The sequence below is a fragment of the Cellvibrio sp. genome, from assembly GCF_053579595.1.
On record NZ_JBRFPI010000042.1, the window covers coordinates 1 to 17,531 of the forward strand.

Consider the following 17,531-nt stretch of genomic DNA (forward strand, 5'->3'; position numbering starts at 1 on the left):
CAATCAGGACAAGCACGGTATACAAGCCATGAAGTGGATTGATGGAGGTGACTTTGAGATTTTTGTAAAACCCCTGGAAAAAGGCGAGTTTGCTTTCCTATTTTTAAATCGCGCCGATGCAGCAACAACCTACAATCTCGATTGGGTATTTCATTACATGAAAGACGATATCAGCAAGCATGAAATTTTCTTCGATAAGAAAAAATTCAACTGGCGCGATATCTGGAGTGATGAAAAAGGCAGCACTGCAGAAAAACTCACTATCAATGTGCCTGCACATGGCGTAAGAGTGCTGCGATTAACTCCGCAGTAATCTGAAAATCTGTTTTCCCTAAAGCCAGCTTTCGCTGGCTTTTTTATTGGCTGTGGATGCCAATGTCGGCGCCAAAGTGCGTTTATGGGTAAGTCAGATGATATGGAATCGAATAATCTGCCGAGCTTTTGCTCATGCAACTAAAGTGTGCCAATTTAAGCAGATTAATTAGGTTGATTATTCTCGCCAAAAGCAGGGCGCTGAGGGAATGGGTAAGGTGATGTGCTGGTAAATTTGCCTTGATGTTATGCATAAACAAAAAAACCTCCGCATGGGAGGTTTTTTCATGCCTATCGTATGCTCATAGGCGCTTTGTGATGATCAAGAGTGTGATTTTAACACCTTGATCCACAAGGGAATCATGGTGCCCAGACCCGGAATCGAACCAGGGACACGAGGATTTTCAGTCCACTGCTCTACCGACTGAGCTATCTGGGCGTGTCGCTTGCTTGTTTGCGGTGTGAAGCTCGCTTTGCAAGAGGCGCGTATTAAACCCGCTTGGGCATTTTGAGTCAATACCAAAAAGTAAAAATAGTTATTGCATGTGCTCTTTCAAACCGTTTTCACGTCTTTATGTAAAAGTTGCTTCCGATATTCAGTCGGCGACATCCCCACCAGGCGATTAAAAAAGCGATGGAAAGCCGACTTACTGTTAAAGCCTGCGTGCAACAACACATCCATTACCGTCATATCGGCGTGTTGAGCGTCGCCCAGCAAACGTTTTGCTTCTTCCACTCGATAGCTGTTCATAAATTCAAAAAAATTGGTGCCGTAGTGTTTGTTGATAACGGCAGAGACTTCTTTCACCGGCAGGTTGATGCGTTTGGAAAACTCATCGATATTCAGGTTTTGTTTTAAAAATAATTTCTGGACTTCCATGCCTAACTGCACTTTTTGAATCGCTGAGTCGGTCAGTTTTTCATCGGTTTTATCTTTGGCGACTTCCGGTTTAGTGGTGAGTAATTTATGGGTGTGCACCACGCTGTTGATGAACAATGCGTTGATCAAAATGAAAATAATGTAGTTTTCGGTAATACCAAATAGGTCAGATATTTGCGGAGCGCCCAGTGCCACTGTGTTGGCAATAACATGCACCAGAATTGAGAAACTCCAGGTAAACAAAAACCCCAAACTCAGCATATTTAGCCAGGTGGGCTCGGTGGGAGAAAAGTTGGAGTATTGGTTGTGTAAACCGATCCGGTACAGGCGCACGCGGTTAACGGCGGCGAGTGCATAAAAGAACGGCATGATTTTAATAAAGTGCCAGAGGCTATTGGCAATCTGGCGCTCGGTTTCAGTCTGGCCAATCGTTTTGAAGCGCAAGTCAGAGCTGTCGAGTTGGAATACCAATAGCCACAAGAGTGAAATCACAATGGGTGCGAGGTGCAACAGATGGCGCCGCGTAAATTTGAAGGCATCTTCAGTGAGTGAGATGACATAGAAGAGTAGCATCGGCCCTTTGAGCAACTGCGCTGTAGCCAAAAAGTAGGGCAGCAGTGTTTCATCAAATAGATCAAACAGCATTACATCGTCGTTCCAGAGCACCATAATGCAGGCGGAGCTGACGGCAATCGATAACAGGAAAATACTGAGCAGGCGGTTGGCGAGTTGGTTTTTGACCGGGAGTATCGCCTGAAAAATCACCAGTAGGATACACTCGGCGACTGTCATAAACAGAATCACGTCGTGTATGTTGAATATGTGTTTTTGCATGAGTTCAAACCCTGGTTGTCATTGTTATGTGTTTTTTAGGTCTGGTGGTTCGACCGCCAGATTATAGAGGATGGCATGGGTTGTGTCGCATCGAATTCCTGAATGCTGTGATTTCGTTGTCATCCGCTGTTTTTGCCTGTCAGTGTAAGTGTGCGTAAATCGGCGGCTATTTTCTTATTGTTATCGGATACATAAGCAAACTATGAGTGATTCCAGAGGCCATCAATCCCGCTTCGATAGCGCGGGGCGCGATTTTTTACGGGCGCACCTGCCTGCACTGGTGTTTGACCCCGCTGCGGATGCTATCTGGACTGCAGATGCCGCAGTGCAGGCCTATCTGGATTTTTATTCCATCAATTTTGCGCAAACCCGTGCGGGCATCACCCATGGTTTTGGTGCTGTTGAAGCGGGCGGCTTTCGCATCGCTACCCATTACTGGCTGCCGGAAAACCCTAAAGGTACTTTGGTGGTGGTGCACGGTTATTACGATCACGTGGGGATTTTTGGTAATGCGATTGAGTTTGGCCTGCAACAAGGCTTTGCGGTATTGGCGTTTGATTTGCCCGGCCACGGATTGAGTAGTGGCGAACAGGTGGCGATTGATTCATTCGATCAATATGCCGATGTATTGGATGTGGTCTTAACTGCTGCACAGAAAATCTTGCCTGCAGCTTATTTTGCCATGGGGCAGAGCACAGGTGGTTCGGTGTTATTGAATTATCTCTGGCGTTATGACTCCACTCGCTCGGCGCCACTATTGGCGCGCATCGCACTCTGCGCACCGTTAATATTGCCACGCGGCTGGCGCTATTCCGGGCGGTTTCTATATGCGTTGGTACACCGTTTTATCAAACGAATGCCGCGCGGCCGCTCGCGCAATTCCCACAATCCGGACTTTATCCACTTTGTTGATGAGCTGGATTGTTTACAATCGCGCACGCTGTCGGTGCGCTGGGTGGGGGCGATGAAAGCCTGGCATCAGCAGTTTCGCCGTTTTCCCCCGCTTGAGAAATCGCTCTTGGTCGTTCAGGGCACGGAAGATTTAACCGTCGCCTGGCGTTACAACTTGCAGCAGATCCAGCGCTCTTTGCCCAATGCCCGGATCGAACGGATTCCCGGTGCTGGCCACCAGTTGGTCAATGAGAGTAGCGACCTGCGCGGGCAGGTTTTTACGGCGATTAATCGCCACTTCCAGGGTGATTGACTTGTCGATCCGCGCCGTGATCAGGCACACTCCCCGCACTTTATTTATTCCCTCTTTCCACTTTGTCTACATCTACCTGACGCCAGCGTAGAAAAGGAGCTTGCCTTGCACCAGCCCAATCGAACAATAAAAGATTATCTGTTTATCCTGCTTAAGGGTTTGTGTATGGGGGCGGCCGATGTGGTGCCCGGCGTTTCTGGTGGCACCATTGCGTTTATTACCGGTATCTATGACGAGTGGCTTGGCTCGCTTAAGCGCTGTACACCTGCGGTGCTGTTGATGCTCAAACGCGATGGCATAGTCAAAACCTGGCAGTACATCAACGGTAATTTTTTGGTGGCCTTGTTTGGCGGTATTCTTATCAGCCTTAAAACCTTTGCCGCGATTGTATTGATTGCGATGGATAGCTACCCGATATTGGTATGGGCATTTTTTTCCGGGCTGGTTGCTGCCTCGATTTACCACTTGGTGCGTGAGCAGCGTGGCTGGGGTGTAATAGAGTTGATTGGCTTGATACTCGGCGCGCTATTTATTTTGGCGGTGGCGCATATGGCACCCGCGCAATTGCCTGGTCATGGATGGATTTTGTTCCTCGGCGGCTTTGTTGCAATCTGCGCGATGATTCTGCCGGGCATTTCCGGGAGTTTTATCCTGTTGCTGGTTGGTCTGTATCCGGTATTTTTGCAGGCGATCCACAATCTGGAAATCGTTAAATTACTCTGGTTCGGTGCCGGCTGTATCTGCGGTTTGGTGGTTTTCTCGCGTTTCTTGCTCTGGCTGCTCAACAGCTATCACAATCAAACCCTTTCGGTGCTGATCGGCTTTCTGGTGGGCTCACTTTATGTCACCTGGCCATGGAAAAACGCCCTGCTCACCACAACTGACAGCCATGGCCGCACCGTGGTTTTGCAGCAGGAAAACCTCAATCCTTTCAACTTCCTCGCGGTGACCGGCAATGAGCCGACCATCGGCTTAGCCATACTCTGGGCCGTTCTGGGTGTGGCGTTGGTGTTGGGGGTGGAGTTGGCGGCGCATTGGATCAAGCGTCGCACATCGGCTCCGGCCTCGGTCTGATTCTGCACCAACAAAAACGCCGCGTGCATTACTGGACGCGGCGTTTTTTATTGAGCGACTAAAAATCAGTAGCGACTAGAAGAGAACTCTGCAACGACTAGAAGAGAACTCTACAACGAATGGTCCCTTCAATATTCTTCAGCTGCTCCAGTGCGACCTCATCGTAAGGGGAGTTGATGTCCACTACCACGTAGCCCACCTTTTCATTGGTTTGCAGGTATTGAGATGCGATGTTGATGTGGTTGTCGGAGAAGATCTTGTTAATTTTCGACAACACGCCCGGCACGTTGGCGTGGACGTGCAGCAGACGGTGCGCATCCGGGTGGCCGGGCAGGGCAACTTCAGGGAAGTTGACCGAGCTGGTAGTGGTGCCGTTGTCGGAGTACTTGATCAGTTTTTCAGCCACTTCCAAGCCAATGTTAGCCTGGGCTTCCATGGTGGAGCCGCCGATGTGCGGGGTGAGGATCACATTGTCCAAACCGCGCAGTGGGCTGATAAATTCGTCGCCATTGGCTTTTGGCTCTTCCGGGAATACATCGATCGCCGCGCCGGCGATGTGGCCGGATTTAATGGCATCGGCCAGCGCATCTATATCCACTACTGTGCCGCGTGAAGCGTTGATCAGGATCGCGCCCGGTTTCATCAGGCCAATTTCACGCGCGCCAATCATCATTTGCGTTGATTGGTTTTCTGGCACATGCAAGCTGATGATGTCAGATGTTGCGAGCAGCTCATCCAGGTTGCGCACTTGCGTGGCATTGCCCAACGGCAGTTTAGTAACCACATCGACAAACTGTACTTTCATGCCCAGAGATTCTGCCAGCACGCTGGTTTGGCTGCCAATCGAACCATAACCGATCAGGCCGAGGGTCTTGCCGCGAATCTCAAATGAGCCATTGGCTGACTTGTCCCAGCCGCCGCGATGGCAGACAAAGTTTTTCTGCGGAATATTACGGAGCAGCAAAATTGCCTCGGCGATCACCAATTCGGCGACCGAGCGGGTATTGGAGTAAGGCGCGTTAAATACCGCAACGCCGTGTTCTTGCGCCGCTTTCAAATCCACCTGGTTGGTGCCGATGCAGAAGCAGCCGGCGGCAATCAGCTTGGGCGCATTTTCAAACACGCGGCGGGTCAGCTGGGTGCGCGAGCGCAGGCCGACAAAGTGGGCGTCCTGGATTTTGGCGATAAGTTCATCTTCGCCCAGTGCGGTTTTGAGGTATTCAACATTGGTATAGCCCTGTGCATTCAGGCTATCCACCGCTGATTGGTGCACGCCTTCCAGCAACAGAAACTTGATCTTGCTTTTGTCTAACGAGGTCTTGCTCATGGGAACAACTCCTAAAGTGTCTTAACACCTAAATTGAAATTCTGTGCAGCACGTCTCCGGGAGCAGAAGGCATCAAACGGGAGGCTGAAGGGGCCGGATAAGCAGTATCGGCTGGCTGAAAAAGGCGCGCATCATACCACAGGCGACGGTGGGAAAAGCAGTGGCGCGGTGGAGCTTGTGTTGGCTTTAGCGGCGGGATGGTCAAAGCCATCAAACCAGCGTGAATAGGGTGCAGAACCGGGCTTATAGTTATTTATTACATTACTCTGCTTGGGCGCGCCTTCTATAATGGCGCCACCGGTTTTCTGCATTGGATAACCCCATCGTTGTTGAGGTTTACCGTTTGTCATCGTCAGTAGTAACGCGCGAAGCACCTTCGTCCGCATTTTATATCGCATTATTAGCAATCGGTTTGGGCAGTTTTGCGATAGGTGTGGGCGAATTTATCTCCATGGGTCTGTTGCCCGAAATATCTTCCTCGCTCTCCATCAGTATTCCCCAAGCCGGTCATGCGATCAGTGCCTATGCGCTGGGTGTGGTTATCGGCGCGCCCTTGTTGGCGATTCTCAGCACCGGCCGCTCGCGTACGCGCATGTTGGTGGTGTTGATGGGGATGTACGCTGTCGTCAATATCGCCAGTGCTCTCGCACCGGGCTATTGGTCGTTTCTGGTGTTGCGTCTGCTGAGCGGATTTCCCCACGGCACCTTTTTTGGGATCGCCTCGTTGGTCGCGGCTTCGCTCGCGCCTGCCCATATGCGCACCCGCGCGGTGGCCTATGTGATGTTGGGCTTGTCGGTGGCGACACTTGCAGGTGTGCCCATCGCCACCGCGCTCGGCCAATGGCTGGGCTGGCGCTCGGCATTTGTATTGGTGGGGTTGATTGCACTGGCGTCGGCGCTTTGTATCGTGAAGTTTGTCCCTAGAGAGCCGCCGCAAACGGGCGGGCGGGTTGCCCATGAGTTATCGATGTTTACCAATCGCCAGGTGTGGATCACCTTGGGGATAGGTGCGATTGGTTTTGGCGGGCTTTTTTCGATTTTCTCCTACGTTAAACCGACCTTGATGAGCTTGGCCGGCTTAACCGAGTTAGGTGTGCCCTTTGTGCTGGCGCTATTTGGTGCGGGCATGGTGGTGGGTAATATTTTTGGCTCGCGCATGGCGGATCGGGATCTGCTCGGGACCATCAAGCGCTGCCTGATCTGGTCGATGATCGTCTGCGCCTTTTTCGCGTTGGTTGCGCCTCATTTGTGGCTCGCCTGTGTGGCGGTGTTCTGCGTCGGAACAGTCGTGGTGATCGGTCCGGCGGTACAAATTCGCCTGATGGATGTGGCGGGTAAAGCACAGACCATGGCGGCGGCCATGAACCATTCCGCATTTAATTTTGCCAATGCGGCGGGGGCGTTTTTAGGTGGCGTCGCGATTGATGCTGGCCTTGGTTATGCCTCAACCGGTTGGGTGGGGGTGATGTTATCAGCGGGTGGTTTGGCCATGTTTTACTGGATGGTGATGGATGCCAGGCGAGATCAACTAGCCACTAAAAAGAAGTCATAGTCGCTCAATCCTGCGCCGCTAACAGTTGCGTTAGTTTGATGCTGTAATTGCCCTCTTCACCGCGATACTGCCAGCGCACATCCAGATCCAACAACTTCATCCCGTAAGTCCGTTCAGGGTCGGGTTGCTGATATTGCGGGCGCGGGTCCTGCTGCAACACCTGGGTGATCAGTCCGGCGAGGTCGGTGCTGGTGCGTTTCCAGTAATCTACACAGACCGCCATCAGTGGTGCAGGTATATCCACTGCGACCAGCGCCGGTGGCGCGGCCGCAAAGTCATTTTCTGCCTCCAGTACGCAATCTGCATAGGGCACATAGGGTTTGATGTCGAGCACTGGTGTGCCCTCTAGCAAATCCACGCCACTAATCTGCACCAAAAGCTTGCCCTCACGTTCAATGATCCCGCGATAGCGCACAACCGACAAACCAATCGGCGCTGGTCGCGTGGGTGAGCGAGTCGCAAAGACTCCCAGTGATTTATTGCCACCCAAACGCGGCGGTTTGACTTTGGCTTTCCACTCTTCGCGCTTATTGGCATGGAAAACAAACTGAATCCACAGGTGGGTACAAGCTTCCAGACCTTCTAATGCAGCCGGGTCGTTATAGGGAGGCAGTAGCTCAATCTCGGCACAGGCCAGCGGCGCCAGCCCCGGCTGGCGGGGAATGCCGAATTTCTCCTTGAAGCAGGAGTGTACTAGGCCGATGGCTGGAAAGGTGAAGTCCATAAAAAGGTCACTGCGCAAGAGTAAAGTGGCGCAAGGCTAGGCAAAAGTGCGCGCCAGCTCAACCGTTTTTCACTGGAGGATGGCAGAATCCAGCGCTACAACTGCTAGCGTGTGGCCAATGAAATCGGTTACATTCCACCAAGATGCTTTATCCAACAATAACTATTTACTGTCTAGGAGATTCCATGAGCCGGCCCTATCCCCTCATCCGTGCAGCACTAGTGGTGCTGACTACCTGTGGATTACTGCTGGGCTGCGACCAGCAATCCTCCTCATCAGGCACCGCAACACCAACAGCTGAGCAGCGCTATGCCCATAAACTTAGCGACAAAAATGCCACTCCAGCAACCCTAGCGCTCTACAACAGTCTCGCCGGTTTACGCGGCCAGCATATGCTGTTCGGGCATGAGGACAGCCTCGCCTACGGCGTCAATTGGGAAGGTGACCTCGACCGCTCCGATGTGCGCGATGTGACCGGTGCCAACCCGGCCGTCTACGGTTGGGAGCTGGGTGGTTTGGAGTTGGGGCACGAAAAGAATTTGGATGGGGTTAACTTCAAGCAGATGCAAGAGTGGATCAAGGCGGGCTACAACCGTGGCGGTGTTGTTACCATCAGCTGGCATATGTACAGCCCGGTATCCGGCGCCAACTCCTGGGACAAGACCCCCACGGTGCATGAATTGATTCCCGGCGGTGCCAAGCACGAGCAGTTCAAATCCTATCTCGATACTTTTGTAGTCTTCAATGAAGGTTTAGCGACAACCGATGCTGCGGGCAACAAAAAGTATATTCCCATTATTTTCCGCCCTTGGCATGAGCACAATGGCGACTGGTTTTGGTGGGGCAAAGGTTATGTGAGCGAGCAGGACTACATCTCGCTCTGGCAATTCACGGTGAGGTACTTGCGCGACGAAAAAGGCGTCCACAATCTTATCTATGCCTACTCACCAGACCGCAGTCGCATTGATTTGGCTAAATTCGAGAGCGATTATTTTTATGCCTACCCGGGTGATGAATATGTTGATGTTATTGGTTTGGATAACTACTGGGATGTTGGCCACCAAGCCAATACTGCCTCGGCCGACGAACAGAAGGCCGGTTTTGTCGCCTCGCTCAAGGGGATTGTAAGGATCGCCCAGCGGCTCAACAAAATCGCTGCTCTTACAGAAACGGGTAACAACCGGCTAACCATTCCTAATTTTTGGACCGAGCGCATTCTCAACCCGATTTTGGCTGGCGAAGAGGCGCAGCAAATTACTTACCTGATGGTGTGGCGTAACGCGAATAGTGCGCGAGAAAAGTCCGAGCAGTTTTTTGCGCCCTACCCGGGGCAGGCGACCGCCGAGGATTTCAAAACCTTTTTTGCTCATCCCTTTGTGTTATTTGAAAGTGAGCTGCCACCACTTTATCAATAGCGTCAAGCAGATCTGGCTGCCGTCCCAAACCGCCTTTTTGGCGGTTTTTTTATGTGTTCTGCCCGCATTTTTTAATGAAAAAATCGATTGTTTATTTTTATTAATAAAATAATGTCTTTCGCTGTCATTTTATAACTGTCGGCTAAATTGACAGTTTAATGTGATGCATTTGGCATTAGTTGGCGCGAATTATTGATATTAAAAGAAAAAATTAAATAGGCATGGCTCGTGCTTGGTGGTGGCTAGATTAATAAGATGACACTACTACGAAGGATATTTTTATGACGTTTTGTTCCAAGTTATTTGCTGTGGCTGGACTGGCATCGCTCTCGGCGATGGCATCTGCCTCACCTTTGAGCGACTACAACCTGATTCTGTTTGGCGATTTGAATACCAACAGCAATGTGAAGGTTTACGGCAAGGCGCTGATTGGCGGCGACCTGAAATCCAGTGGCGAATTTGGTTCGCATCTAATCGATACCTCATTCAACGCCACCAACAACGTTGAAGTGCTCGGCAGCGTCACCTCGCCCAATCTCACCATTCAGAATGGTTATTTGGGTTATGGCGAGACCAAGTCGATCGGCAACCTCAACTGTAATGAAGGCGGCCTGCCCCAGAACTCCTGCGTAAGGGAATTGGATGATGTGGGTGCTGTGACTGACAAGCTTGACGGTTTTTATGATGCGCTGAGCGCTGAGTCAGATTTTTATCGCGACTTTACCCAAGTGGGGAGCGTGTCTGGCACCACTATGAGTTACAGCGGCCTTGCAGCTGATCTGGTGGTATTCAATATTGCCGGCAGCGATCTATTTGCCATGAACTCAAACTGGCAATTGAACTTCGGCAATGCGTCCAAGGTTGTTATCAACGTATCGGGGAGCAATTTGAGCAACCCGGGTTCCGTTAACCTGAGCGGAAATGGTTTTACGTCTAGCACCTACTCCAACATCCTGTGGAATTTCTACGATGCTACCAGCCTGAATCTGGGGAATGGCTGGAAAGGAAACGTGTTGGCATTGGACGCGGATGTGCGAATCATGAATGATATCGATGGTTCCCTGGCCGCCAAGTCTTACACCGGCTCAGGTCAAATTCATCACTACTACTGGGATTACACGCCACCAACCGAAGAGGTGCCGGAAAGTGGTTCTCTGGTGCTGTTGTTGAGCGGATTGGGCTTGTTGGGTCTTACCCGTTTACGCCGTCGCAGCTAAGTCGGATGTGTTTTAAAAAATGCCCCGAGCGATCGGGGCTTTTTTTTGTCTCCTAAAAAATAACTATCCTACCCGCTCAAGGGAGTGGTTTGATCTTGCCGGTTTTTAACTGCAACAAGAAATGATTGCTCGGTGCGTCGCCAGAAAATTGCACCAGAATTTTCAAAAGCGTACCCAATTTTTCCTGATAAATAGTAAGCGGTTTATCCGCTTGTTTTTTTGTGTTTTGTTGGTTATTCGCCGATAACAACTGTTGTGCGAGCAACTGATAATGCGTGAACCGTTGCGGATTAATATCATTTAACGCCAGCTGATCGGCGCTCCACAAGCGATAAAAATCCACGCTTAAGTCCGTTCCTGACCAGGTCGAAAAACTATCGAGCGATAATCCGTTTTTCTTTGCAACAGCGGCTGCCTGTTGGGTTGCTCGCTGCCAGTCATTCGCTAGCGATTTATCCTGATCCTGGTGATTAACCAGTGCTCCTATTTGTGTAAGGCTAATGTCGGCTTTTAATTGAGAGATAATCAACAGCTGTGCGCCATTTAATTGCAGCAAGAGTTCGCGGATATCCGCGGGCCACTCCTGCGGCAAGAAACGCAAGCGTGCAAGTTCACGCAGATGCCATTCGGTAAATTGATGATAATTGTTGGCCTGTAGAATATCTTTGTTCCAAATATCGGGTGCAGCAATAGACTGCAAATAGTTCCATTCAGCGCGGTAATGGGGAAATAGTTCATCGAAACGCGGAACGTCTTCTAATACGACGGTTTCTATTTCAATTTTTTGATCGGGTTTGACGGTTAGTATTTTGTACGCAGGAATATAGGCCGCAAGTGACGGTGCCTGAATGTTAAATAAAACAGTATTGTTCTCACCGCGATAAACACCAGTGTCATTGATATGCATATGGCCAGCCACATGAATTTTCAGCCCAGTGTCCGCCAACATTTTGCTGGTGTTGGTACTTGGGTTGCGGCTCAGTTGAAATTTTTGTTCGCCCATTAACTGCGCTATATCAGCGCTGGCGCCGTCATAAAATTCCTGCATAGGAAAATGGGAAAATGCAATCAGGGTTTTATCTTGTGCCTGTGCTCGCTGCACTACATCGGTTGTCCACTCCAGCAAATGGGTTTTGTGGGAGATGACTTTGTTGTAGCCTGCGCCACTGGATCCTAAAAAATTTTCCGCGTTTTGTGGGTTTCCATCAGTGCCTAATTTAGGTTGGTAGACATTGGCATCAATCGCTAACAACCAAAGTCCCGGTGTCGGTTCCACCAAATAACTGCTGTCCGCTACTTGATAACAATCGCTGTAATGTGGTTTTTTATATTTTCCGCCAGTTCCCTGATGGCATATCTCATAGTGTCTCTTATCAAATTGGGCTTCGCGTTTTGCTTTCGAATAATCGTAGTGGGATCTCTTTTCACTAGAGTAAGGCGTTTCAAAATAGCGATAACTCTTCTTTGGATAAAATCCGTGTTCACCAAGCAAATCCATAATAGGTTTATAACCCAACTCCTGTACCTCATCGGAACAGATAACTGCATGCCTGTCTTTATCATTGTCGTAATTTTTATTTTTACACAGTGGATGTTGCAAGCTAAAAACTGGTTGCTCCTTTCCTCCTGCACCTAAATAATCTGGTTTACCCGCTGGATGTGAAAATGGCCTGGTTGGATCGTGGTTGCCCGGCGCTGCAAAAAATTCAATGCCGTATTGGTGATGGTATTTATCGAGAATGTTTTTTAACCCACGCATGTGAACCGGTTGGCCGTCATCGCTAAAGTCGCCGGGCAAAGCAACGTACTTGATCTTGCGTTTTACAATGTCATCGAGTGCCGCGAGCAAGGCAAAATAATTTTCATTAAACAGGCGCGTGGACTGCAGTTGCGCGCGCATCGAGCGGATGTTGGCATTTTGTTTACCCTGCGCAGTATTTGTCGGAAGCCCCTGAAATACTTCATCGCTGAAGTGGCCATAAATATCGTGAAAGTGTATGTCTGGCATAAACGCAATTTGCATGTGGTCGGCAGCCAGCGTCGATTTCTGCATATCTGCCTCACAGTTCACAGTAAAAAAAACCAGGCCATTCAGCAGTAGTAGCAAGAAAGTAAATTTCATAATGAGGAAAGTCGATAGTGTGTTAGGGCGTGCAATAAGAGAGTCTGCATCAGTTGTTCTGTGCAAAAAACGAAATGACTTTCGGGAGTTTATAGCAGCTTAACTACAAATTTATGACAAAGGTAATTTTGCTCTATTGATTTGCGTTTTAATTGTTAATTATTGTTAAAAAGACGTTTAGGTTGTTGATGGCAATAAAAGTGAAATGCGCGCCTATTACATTTCCGCCGCGTTTCTAATTCCTGTTCAGGAGAGTTGATCTGCTTGGGAAGTAAAAAGGAATTTTCTCTTTTTATGAGAGCTAGAAATGGTCGTTTGTTGTTTTTCTAACTGTAATAAATAAGAGGAAGTTAACGTGAGAGTTCATAACAAATCCACTATTCATACCAGCAGAAGTCAGTTAAGTGTTGCGATTGCACGTGTCGTTTTTGGTGCGACTCTGGCAACTATATCGCTGCAGGGCATGGCGCAAAGTTCAGATCAATTGGAAGAAGTGGTTGTGACCGGCAGTTACGCCAAGAGTCTTGAAAAAGCCATCGACATCAAACGCAACGCGATCGGTTTTTCCGATTCTATCGTTGCCACCGACATTGCTGATTTCCCCGAACAAAACCTCGCTGAAGCTTTGCAGCGTATGCCAGGTGTCACTATCGAGCGCAATAAGGGTTTAGGCAGTAAAGTAAACGTACGCAGCCTGCCGAGCGAATTTACCCATGTCTCTATCAATAATCTTTCTACTGCATCTGGCAGTGGCGGCCGCGATGTTGAGTTTGATATTTTTGCCTCTGAAATTATTCAGAGTGTGACTGTTAAGAAATCGCCTACCGCCGCTGACGAAGAAGGTGGCATTGCAGGTTCAGTACTGATTTCAACTGCGCGCCCGTTCGATTACAACGATGCAAAATTTGTTGTCTCGGCAGAGGGCGCGCACAATTCTATTTCCGATGAAATTGATCCAAAGGTATCTTTGCTGGCGAGCGACACCTTTGGCGATTTTGGTGCATTGGTTTCATTTTCAATGGCGGAGCGCACGAATAGAACTGATTCCAATTCCGGTATTAACTTCCGCCCGCTGTCACGCTGGACTGAAAAAACTGGCTCATCAAAATGGCAAGCTGATCAAACCGTTGCAGTACTTGAGCGAGATACAGGTGTAGTAATTACTGATCGTTTCAACAAAGACGTAACCAATCGTGTTGTGTTCCATGACAAAATTGGCGATCGCGCTTATTTGAACGAGCAGGATAAATGGGGCGCAACAGCGGCCTTCCAATACCAACCCAGCAGCACCTTCAGTCTCGCCTTTGATGCCATGCTCGGCGGTTACGACAACACTGAAGATGAATATGATGCTGCGGCTTACACGGCATCGAGCATAAGTGCATTAGAAACTGTTCACGCTTATGACAAGACCACGCTGGCAAAACACGGCATTCTGGTGTTAACCGATGTTTCCTACGCTGCGACCCAGCACGAGTTTTTGAGCAAAGAAAACGTACACGAAACCGATTTTACCCAATACAGTTTTGATCTGGATTGGGAAATTGGCGGGTGGTTAATTGAAGGGCTGGCTGGCTACTCAGGTGCAGAAAAAACCTCTGATACCAGCAACTTGAAACACGTAGCCTTTGCACCTTCGCGCAGCCGCTACACCAGCAATGGTGGTGAAACTCTGGTGAGTGCCAACCCCAACAGCATTGATATGTACAATTCGCCGCAAAAATATTTATTTGATTCCTACGAAGTGAATCTCGAAGAAATTCAGGATGATAAATACGCGGCGCAATTGGATTTTATCAAGCCGCTGGAATTAAATTTCCTGAGCGCTTTGGATCAAGTGCAATTCGGGGCGCGCTACACCGATAAATCCAAAGAGCGCGATCGCGGTACTACCACCGTGCGCGGGCCAAAAGCGGGCGACAATTCATGGCGCAATGTGCGCACCCTGCAAGACAGTGAGCTGACGCCCATTTCTGAATTGGTGCCCGGTGGCAATTATTTGTCGCAGTCATCAAACAGCCCTTCGTGGTCGCAAGTATCCAATAGTTATGCACGCGATACTTTCCGCTACGATGGTTTTAAAGTGGATTTTGCCGATAGCGAATATTATCGCGTCGATGAAGAAGTCGTGAGCCTTTATGCGATGGCTGATTTTAAATTTGATTTGGCCGCAATGCCGGTTATGGTGAATACCGGTGTGCGCACCGTTGATACATCAGTGCTGTCTTTCGGTTATCACCAAATTCAAAATGCAAACGGTTCAACCGGCTACACCCCAACACCTATTTCGAAAGAAGGTAGTTACACTGACGTGTTGCCGAGCATCAACATGAATATGGAATTGCGCGATGGTTTGATTTTGCGCGCGGCCGCTTCTGAAACCTTAATGCGACCAGCACTGGGTGATATTGCGTACAAGCGCACTGTGAGCCTGAATGATTTTAAATACCGCGACGGCAACCCCGATCTTAAACCCACTTATGCGGATCAATGGGAGGTGGGTCTGGAATGGTATGTTGGTGAAGGCGCTCTCTTTGCGGCATCTTACTTCGAGAAAAAAATTGAAGGTGTGGTGCGCGAGTCGCTTACCGGTGTCGTAAAAGATGTGACTAAATACAATGCCAACGGCACTATCGATGGCGTGTATGATTTTGAGATTTATCAAAAGGTGAATGCTGAAGGCGATTACGATGTGTCCGGCGTGGAATTGATTGCACAATTTCCGTTGAATATGTTGCATGAATCTTTGGATGGTTTTGGTATCAATGCCAACTACACCATGCTGGACAACTCACTGACTGGCGAATCGGATTTGGATATTCCCGCTCCACCTGAAGGTTTGGCCGATGAAACCTATAACCTGACTTTCTATTACGAGAATGCAAAATTCGATGCGCGCGTTTCTTACAACTACAAAGACAAATATGTCGAGTACATCGCGAGCGATATGTACCCTGTCTATCGCGATGCTTACGGTCAAACCGATTTGTCGCTCGGCTATCAAGTGACGGATGCCATCAAAGTGGTGCTTGAAGGCATCAATATGACCGATGAAGAAACTAGCGCTTATACGATTGATCCTTCGTTCCCATCTATGTACGAATTTTCCGGTCGTCGCATCAGCTTGGGTTTGAGAGCGGACTTTTAAGAAAACGCTAAGCCGTTCACTTCTCGTCATACCCGCGAACGCGGGTATCCATGGCAATTAAAAATCTGGACTCCTGCGTTCGCAGGAGTGACGGAAGAAAAATAGCAGATAAAAAAAGGATGCTCCGCTTGGGGCATCCTTTTTTCATTAAGGGTTGGGTGAAAAAATTATTTACACCGCAAAATGCGCAATCTGGGTTTCCAGATCTTTGGTGGTGTCATCCAAACGCCGCGCTATCTGTTCTGATTTGCGCGCATCCTGATTCAAACTGTCGATTAGGTTGACGACCTGAATAATGTTTTTATTAATTTCTTCTGCGGTATAGCTTTGCTCCTCGGCGGCCGTGGCGATTTGCATATTCATGCCTAAAATGGCGGTGATGGATTGGGTGATCTGGTTGATCGATTGCCCCGCCTGGCCAGCCATTTCAAGAGTTGCGCCGGTTTTGCCCTGGCTGGTTTTCATGGCATTCATTGCATTGGTCGCGCCGCGTTGCACCGCTTCAATAATTTGTTGAATCTCCGCTGTAGAATCCTGCGTGCGTTTTGCGAGTGAACGAACTTCATCGGCCACTACCGCAAAGCCGCGCCCCTGTTCACCGGCGCGCGCCGCTTCAATCGCGGCATTGAGTGCGAGCAAGTTGGTCTGCTCGGCTACGTTTTTAATCACATCGAGCACGCCGCCAATGCGGTTGGTATCGGCTTCCAGTTGGGTCATCGCAGTGCCGACGCGATTCACCTCGGTATTTAATTGGTTGATCGCATCCAGGGTGTTGTCCATGATCTTTAATCCCTGATGCGCATTCTGGTCGGCGCTCTGCGCTGCGTCTGCTGCGCCACCGGCATTGCTCGCCACTTCCTGTACGGTCGCCGTCATTTCAGTAATGGCAGCGGAAACCTGATCAGTCGAGTGATGGGCTTGGTCGGTATAGCGCGCAACAGCTGATGCGCTCTGGCTGATTTGGCTCGATGCGTCAGCAAGTTTCTGCATGGAGTTTTGTACCGTGGTCACCACCTGCACAATACTTTGTTGCACCTGATGAATATTGCGCCCGAGCTTGCCCAGTTCACCTGCATCTCTGAACTGCAAGGTCTGGCGGAAGTTACCGCCCGCAAGCAAAGCGAGATGGTCATTGATATTCGCCAAGGGTGTAATAAGGCTTTTGCGCAGGATAACCAGCACCATAAATACCACTAGCACCCCACCTAATAGGATAAGTGCGCTTGCCCAGAAAGAGACGCTTTTGCTCGCTGTCAGATTGGTCGCTGTGTCATCGGCGACGCGGGCGCTAATCAACTGCGCAGATTCTTCCAGTAATTTGCTCGGCTCGCGGTCGATCCCGGCTACCGCTTTGTCTCCTGCAGTGGGGTCAAAGTCCGCTGCTTTAAACGCGTCCAAACCGGTTTGGTATTTCCCGAACGCAGTCTGATGAGCCTGCAAAAAAGCCTCGACTTTGGCGCGGCTATCGCCTGTAAGTTCACCTCTGAGCTTTGCGCCCTGCTGTTGGATATCGCGGTGCAGGGTCTCAAATTGCGTCCAGTATTGTGTCAGTTTTGCCGGATCTTTGCCGCGCAGGAGCACATTTTTCCACTCCTGCACCTGGGTTTTGAACTGGTAGTTCATATGGTTGATGCTGCGCTCTTGCGCTACCGAACCGGCAATGAGCCGGTTGTAGTCGGAGATGGTGTCACTGAGCAGGGAAATGGCGATACCGCTGATCAT

Annotated in this window: 11 protein-coding genes, 1 tRNA gene and 1 pseudogene; 7 read left to right on the forward strand and 6 right to left on the reverse strand. The window is 49.6% G+C overall.

Annotated elements, in window-relative coordinates:
* Positions 1-313: pseudogene (locus ACWA6V_RS04280) on the forward strand (glycoside hydrolase family 27 protein); the annotation flags it as partial.
* A gap of 362 nt (positions 314-675) precedes the next feature.
* Here ACWA6V_RS04280 and ACWA6V_RS04285 read toward each other — a convergent pair.
* Positions 676-751 (reverse strand) — tRNA-Phe (locus ACWA6V_RS04285).
* 114 nt (positions 752-865) lie between these two features.
* The gene (locus tag ACWA6V_RS04290) at positions 866-2,026 is read right to left on the reverse strand and encodes a helix-turn-helix domain-containing protein (protein WP_449521339.1); all 1,161 of its coding nucleotides are present in this window, start codon (positions 2,024-2,026) and stop codon (positions 866-868) included.
* Positions 2,027-2,228: 202 nt separating this feature from the next.
* Here ACWA6V_RS04290 and ACWA6V_RS04295 point away from each other — a divergent pair, with 202 nt between their 5' ends.
* Positions 2,229-3,230, forward strand: a complete 1,002-nt coding sequence (locus ACWA6V_RS04295) for an alpha/beta hydrolase (RefSeq protein ID WP_449521340.1) — start codon at positions 2,229-2,231, stop codon at positions 3,228-3,230.
* Positions 3,231-3,335: 105 nt separating this feature from the next.
* Entirely contained in the window at positions 3,336-4,304 is a 969-nt protein-coding gene (locus tag ACWA6V_RS04300) for a DUF368 domain-containing protein (protein ID WP_449521341.1), read from the forward strand.
* A 97-nt stretch (positions 4,305-4,401) separates the two neighbouring features.
* Here ACWA6V_RS04300 and serA read toward each other — a convergent pair whose 3' ends face one another.
* Positions 4,402-5,631, reverse strand: a complete 1,230-nt coding sequence (gene serA / locus ACWA6V_RS04305) for a phosphoglycerate dehydrogenase (RefSeq protein WP_449521342.1) — start codon at positions 5,629-5,631, stop codon at positions 4,402-4,404.
* 310 nt (positions 5,632-5,941) lie between these two features.
* Between serA and ACWA6V_RS04310 the strand changes: the two genes are divergently transcribed.
* Positions 5,942-7,183, forward strand: a complete 1,242-nt coding sequence (locus tag ACWA6V_RS04310) for an MFS transporter (RefSeq protein WP_449521343.1) — start codon at positions 5,942-5,944, stop codon at positions 7,181-7,183.
* 4 nt (positions 7,184-7,187) lie between these two features.
* On the opposite strand, the gene tsaA is transcribed toward ACWA6V_RS04310, so the two are convergent.
* The gene (gene tsaA / locus ACWA6V_RS04315; RefSeq protein WP_449521344.1) at positions 7,188-7,907 is read right to left on the reverse strand and encodes a tRNA (N6-threonylcarbamoyladenosine(37)-N6)-methyltransferase TrmO; all 720 of its coding nucleotides are present in this window, start codon (positions 7,905-7,907) and stop codon (positions 7,188-7,190) included.
* Positions 7,908-8,092: 185 nt separating this feature from the next.
* On the opposite strand from tsaA, the gene ACWA6V_RS04320 reads away from it, so the two are divergent.
* Both ACWA6V_RS04320 and ACWA6V_RS04325 read left to right on the forward strand, forming a co-directional pair.
* Complete coding sequence (locus ACWA6V_RS04320) at positions 8,093-9,322, forward strand: glycoside hydrolase family 26 protein (RefSeq protein WP_449521345.1); 1,230 nt, start codon at positions 8,093-8,095, stop codon at positions 9,320-9,322.
* 281 nt (positions 9,323-9,603) lie between these two features.
* A complete protein-coding gene (locus ACWA6V_RS04325) occupies positions 9,604-10,539 on the forward strand; it encodes a choice-of-anchor A family protein (protein WP_449521346.1) in 936 nt (311 codons plus the stop codon).
* Positions 10,540-10,615: 76 nt separating this feature from the next.
* Here the strand turns inward: ACWA6V_RS04325 and ACWA6V_RS04330 are convergent, their stop codons facing one another.
* Positions 10,616-12,592: a metallophosphoesterase gene (locus ACWA6V_RS04330; protein WP_449521347.1), complete on the reverse strand. Its 1,977-nt coding sequence runs from the start codon at positions 12,590-12,592 to the stop codon at positions 10,616-10,618.
* Between the two features lie 424 nt (positions 12,593-13,016).
* Between ACWA6V_RS04330 and ACWA6V_RS04335 the strand changes: the two genes are divergently transcribed.
* Positions 13,017-15,809 carry a TonB-dependent receptor gene (locus tag ACWA6V_RS04335; protein WP_449521348.1) on the forward strand — a complete coding sequence of 931 codons (2,793 nt, stop codon included), beginning with the start codon at positions 13,017-13,019 and terminating at the stop codon, positions 15,807-15,809.
* A 171-nt stretch (positions 15,810-15,980) separates the two neighbouring features.
* On the opposite strand, the gene ACWA6V_RS04340 is transcribed toward ACWA6V_RS04335, so the two are convergent.
* Positions 15,981-17,531 (reverse strand): methyl-accepting chemotaxis protein (locus ACWA6V_RS04340; RefSeq protein WP_449521349.1); only part of this gene is annotated, 1,551 nt, incomplete at its 5' end.

Excerpts from the sequence above, each read along its gene's own strand:
- ACWA6V_RS04290 (WP_449521339.1), bottom strand. The coding sequence starts at position 2,026 with ATGCAAAAACACATATTCAACATACACGACGTGATTCTGTTTATGACA.
- ACWA6V_RS04295 (WP_449521340.1), top strand. The coding sequence starts at position 2,229 with ATGAGTGATTCCAGAGGCCATCAATCCCGCTTCGATAGCGCGGGGCGC.
- serA (WP_449521342.1), bottom strand. The coding sequence starts at position 5,631 with ATGAGCAAGACCTCGTTAGACAAAAGCAAGATCAAGTTTCTGTTGCTG.
- tsaA (WP_449521344.1), bottom strand. The coding sequence starts at position 7,907 with ATGGACTTCACCTTTCCAGCCATCGGCCTAGTACACTCCTGCTTCAAG.
- ACWA6V_RS04320 (WP_449521345.1), top strand. The coding sequence starts at position 8,093 with ATGAGCCGGCCCTATCCCCTCATCCGTGCAGCACTAGTGGTGCTGACT.
- ACWA6V_RS04325 (WP_449521346.1), top strand. The coding sequence starts at position 9,604 with ATGACGTTTTGTTCCAAGTTATTTGCTGTGGCTGGACTGGCATCGCTC.
- ACWA6V_RS04330 (WP_449521347.1), bottom strand. The coding sequence starts at position 12,592 with ATGCAGAAATCGACGCTGGCTGCCGACCACATGCAAATTGCGTTTATG.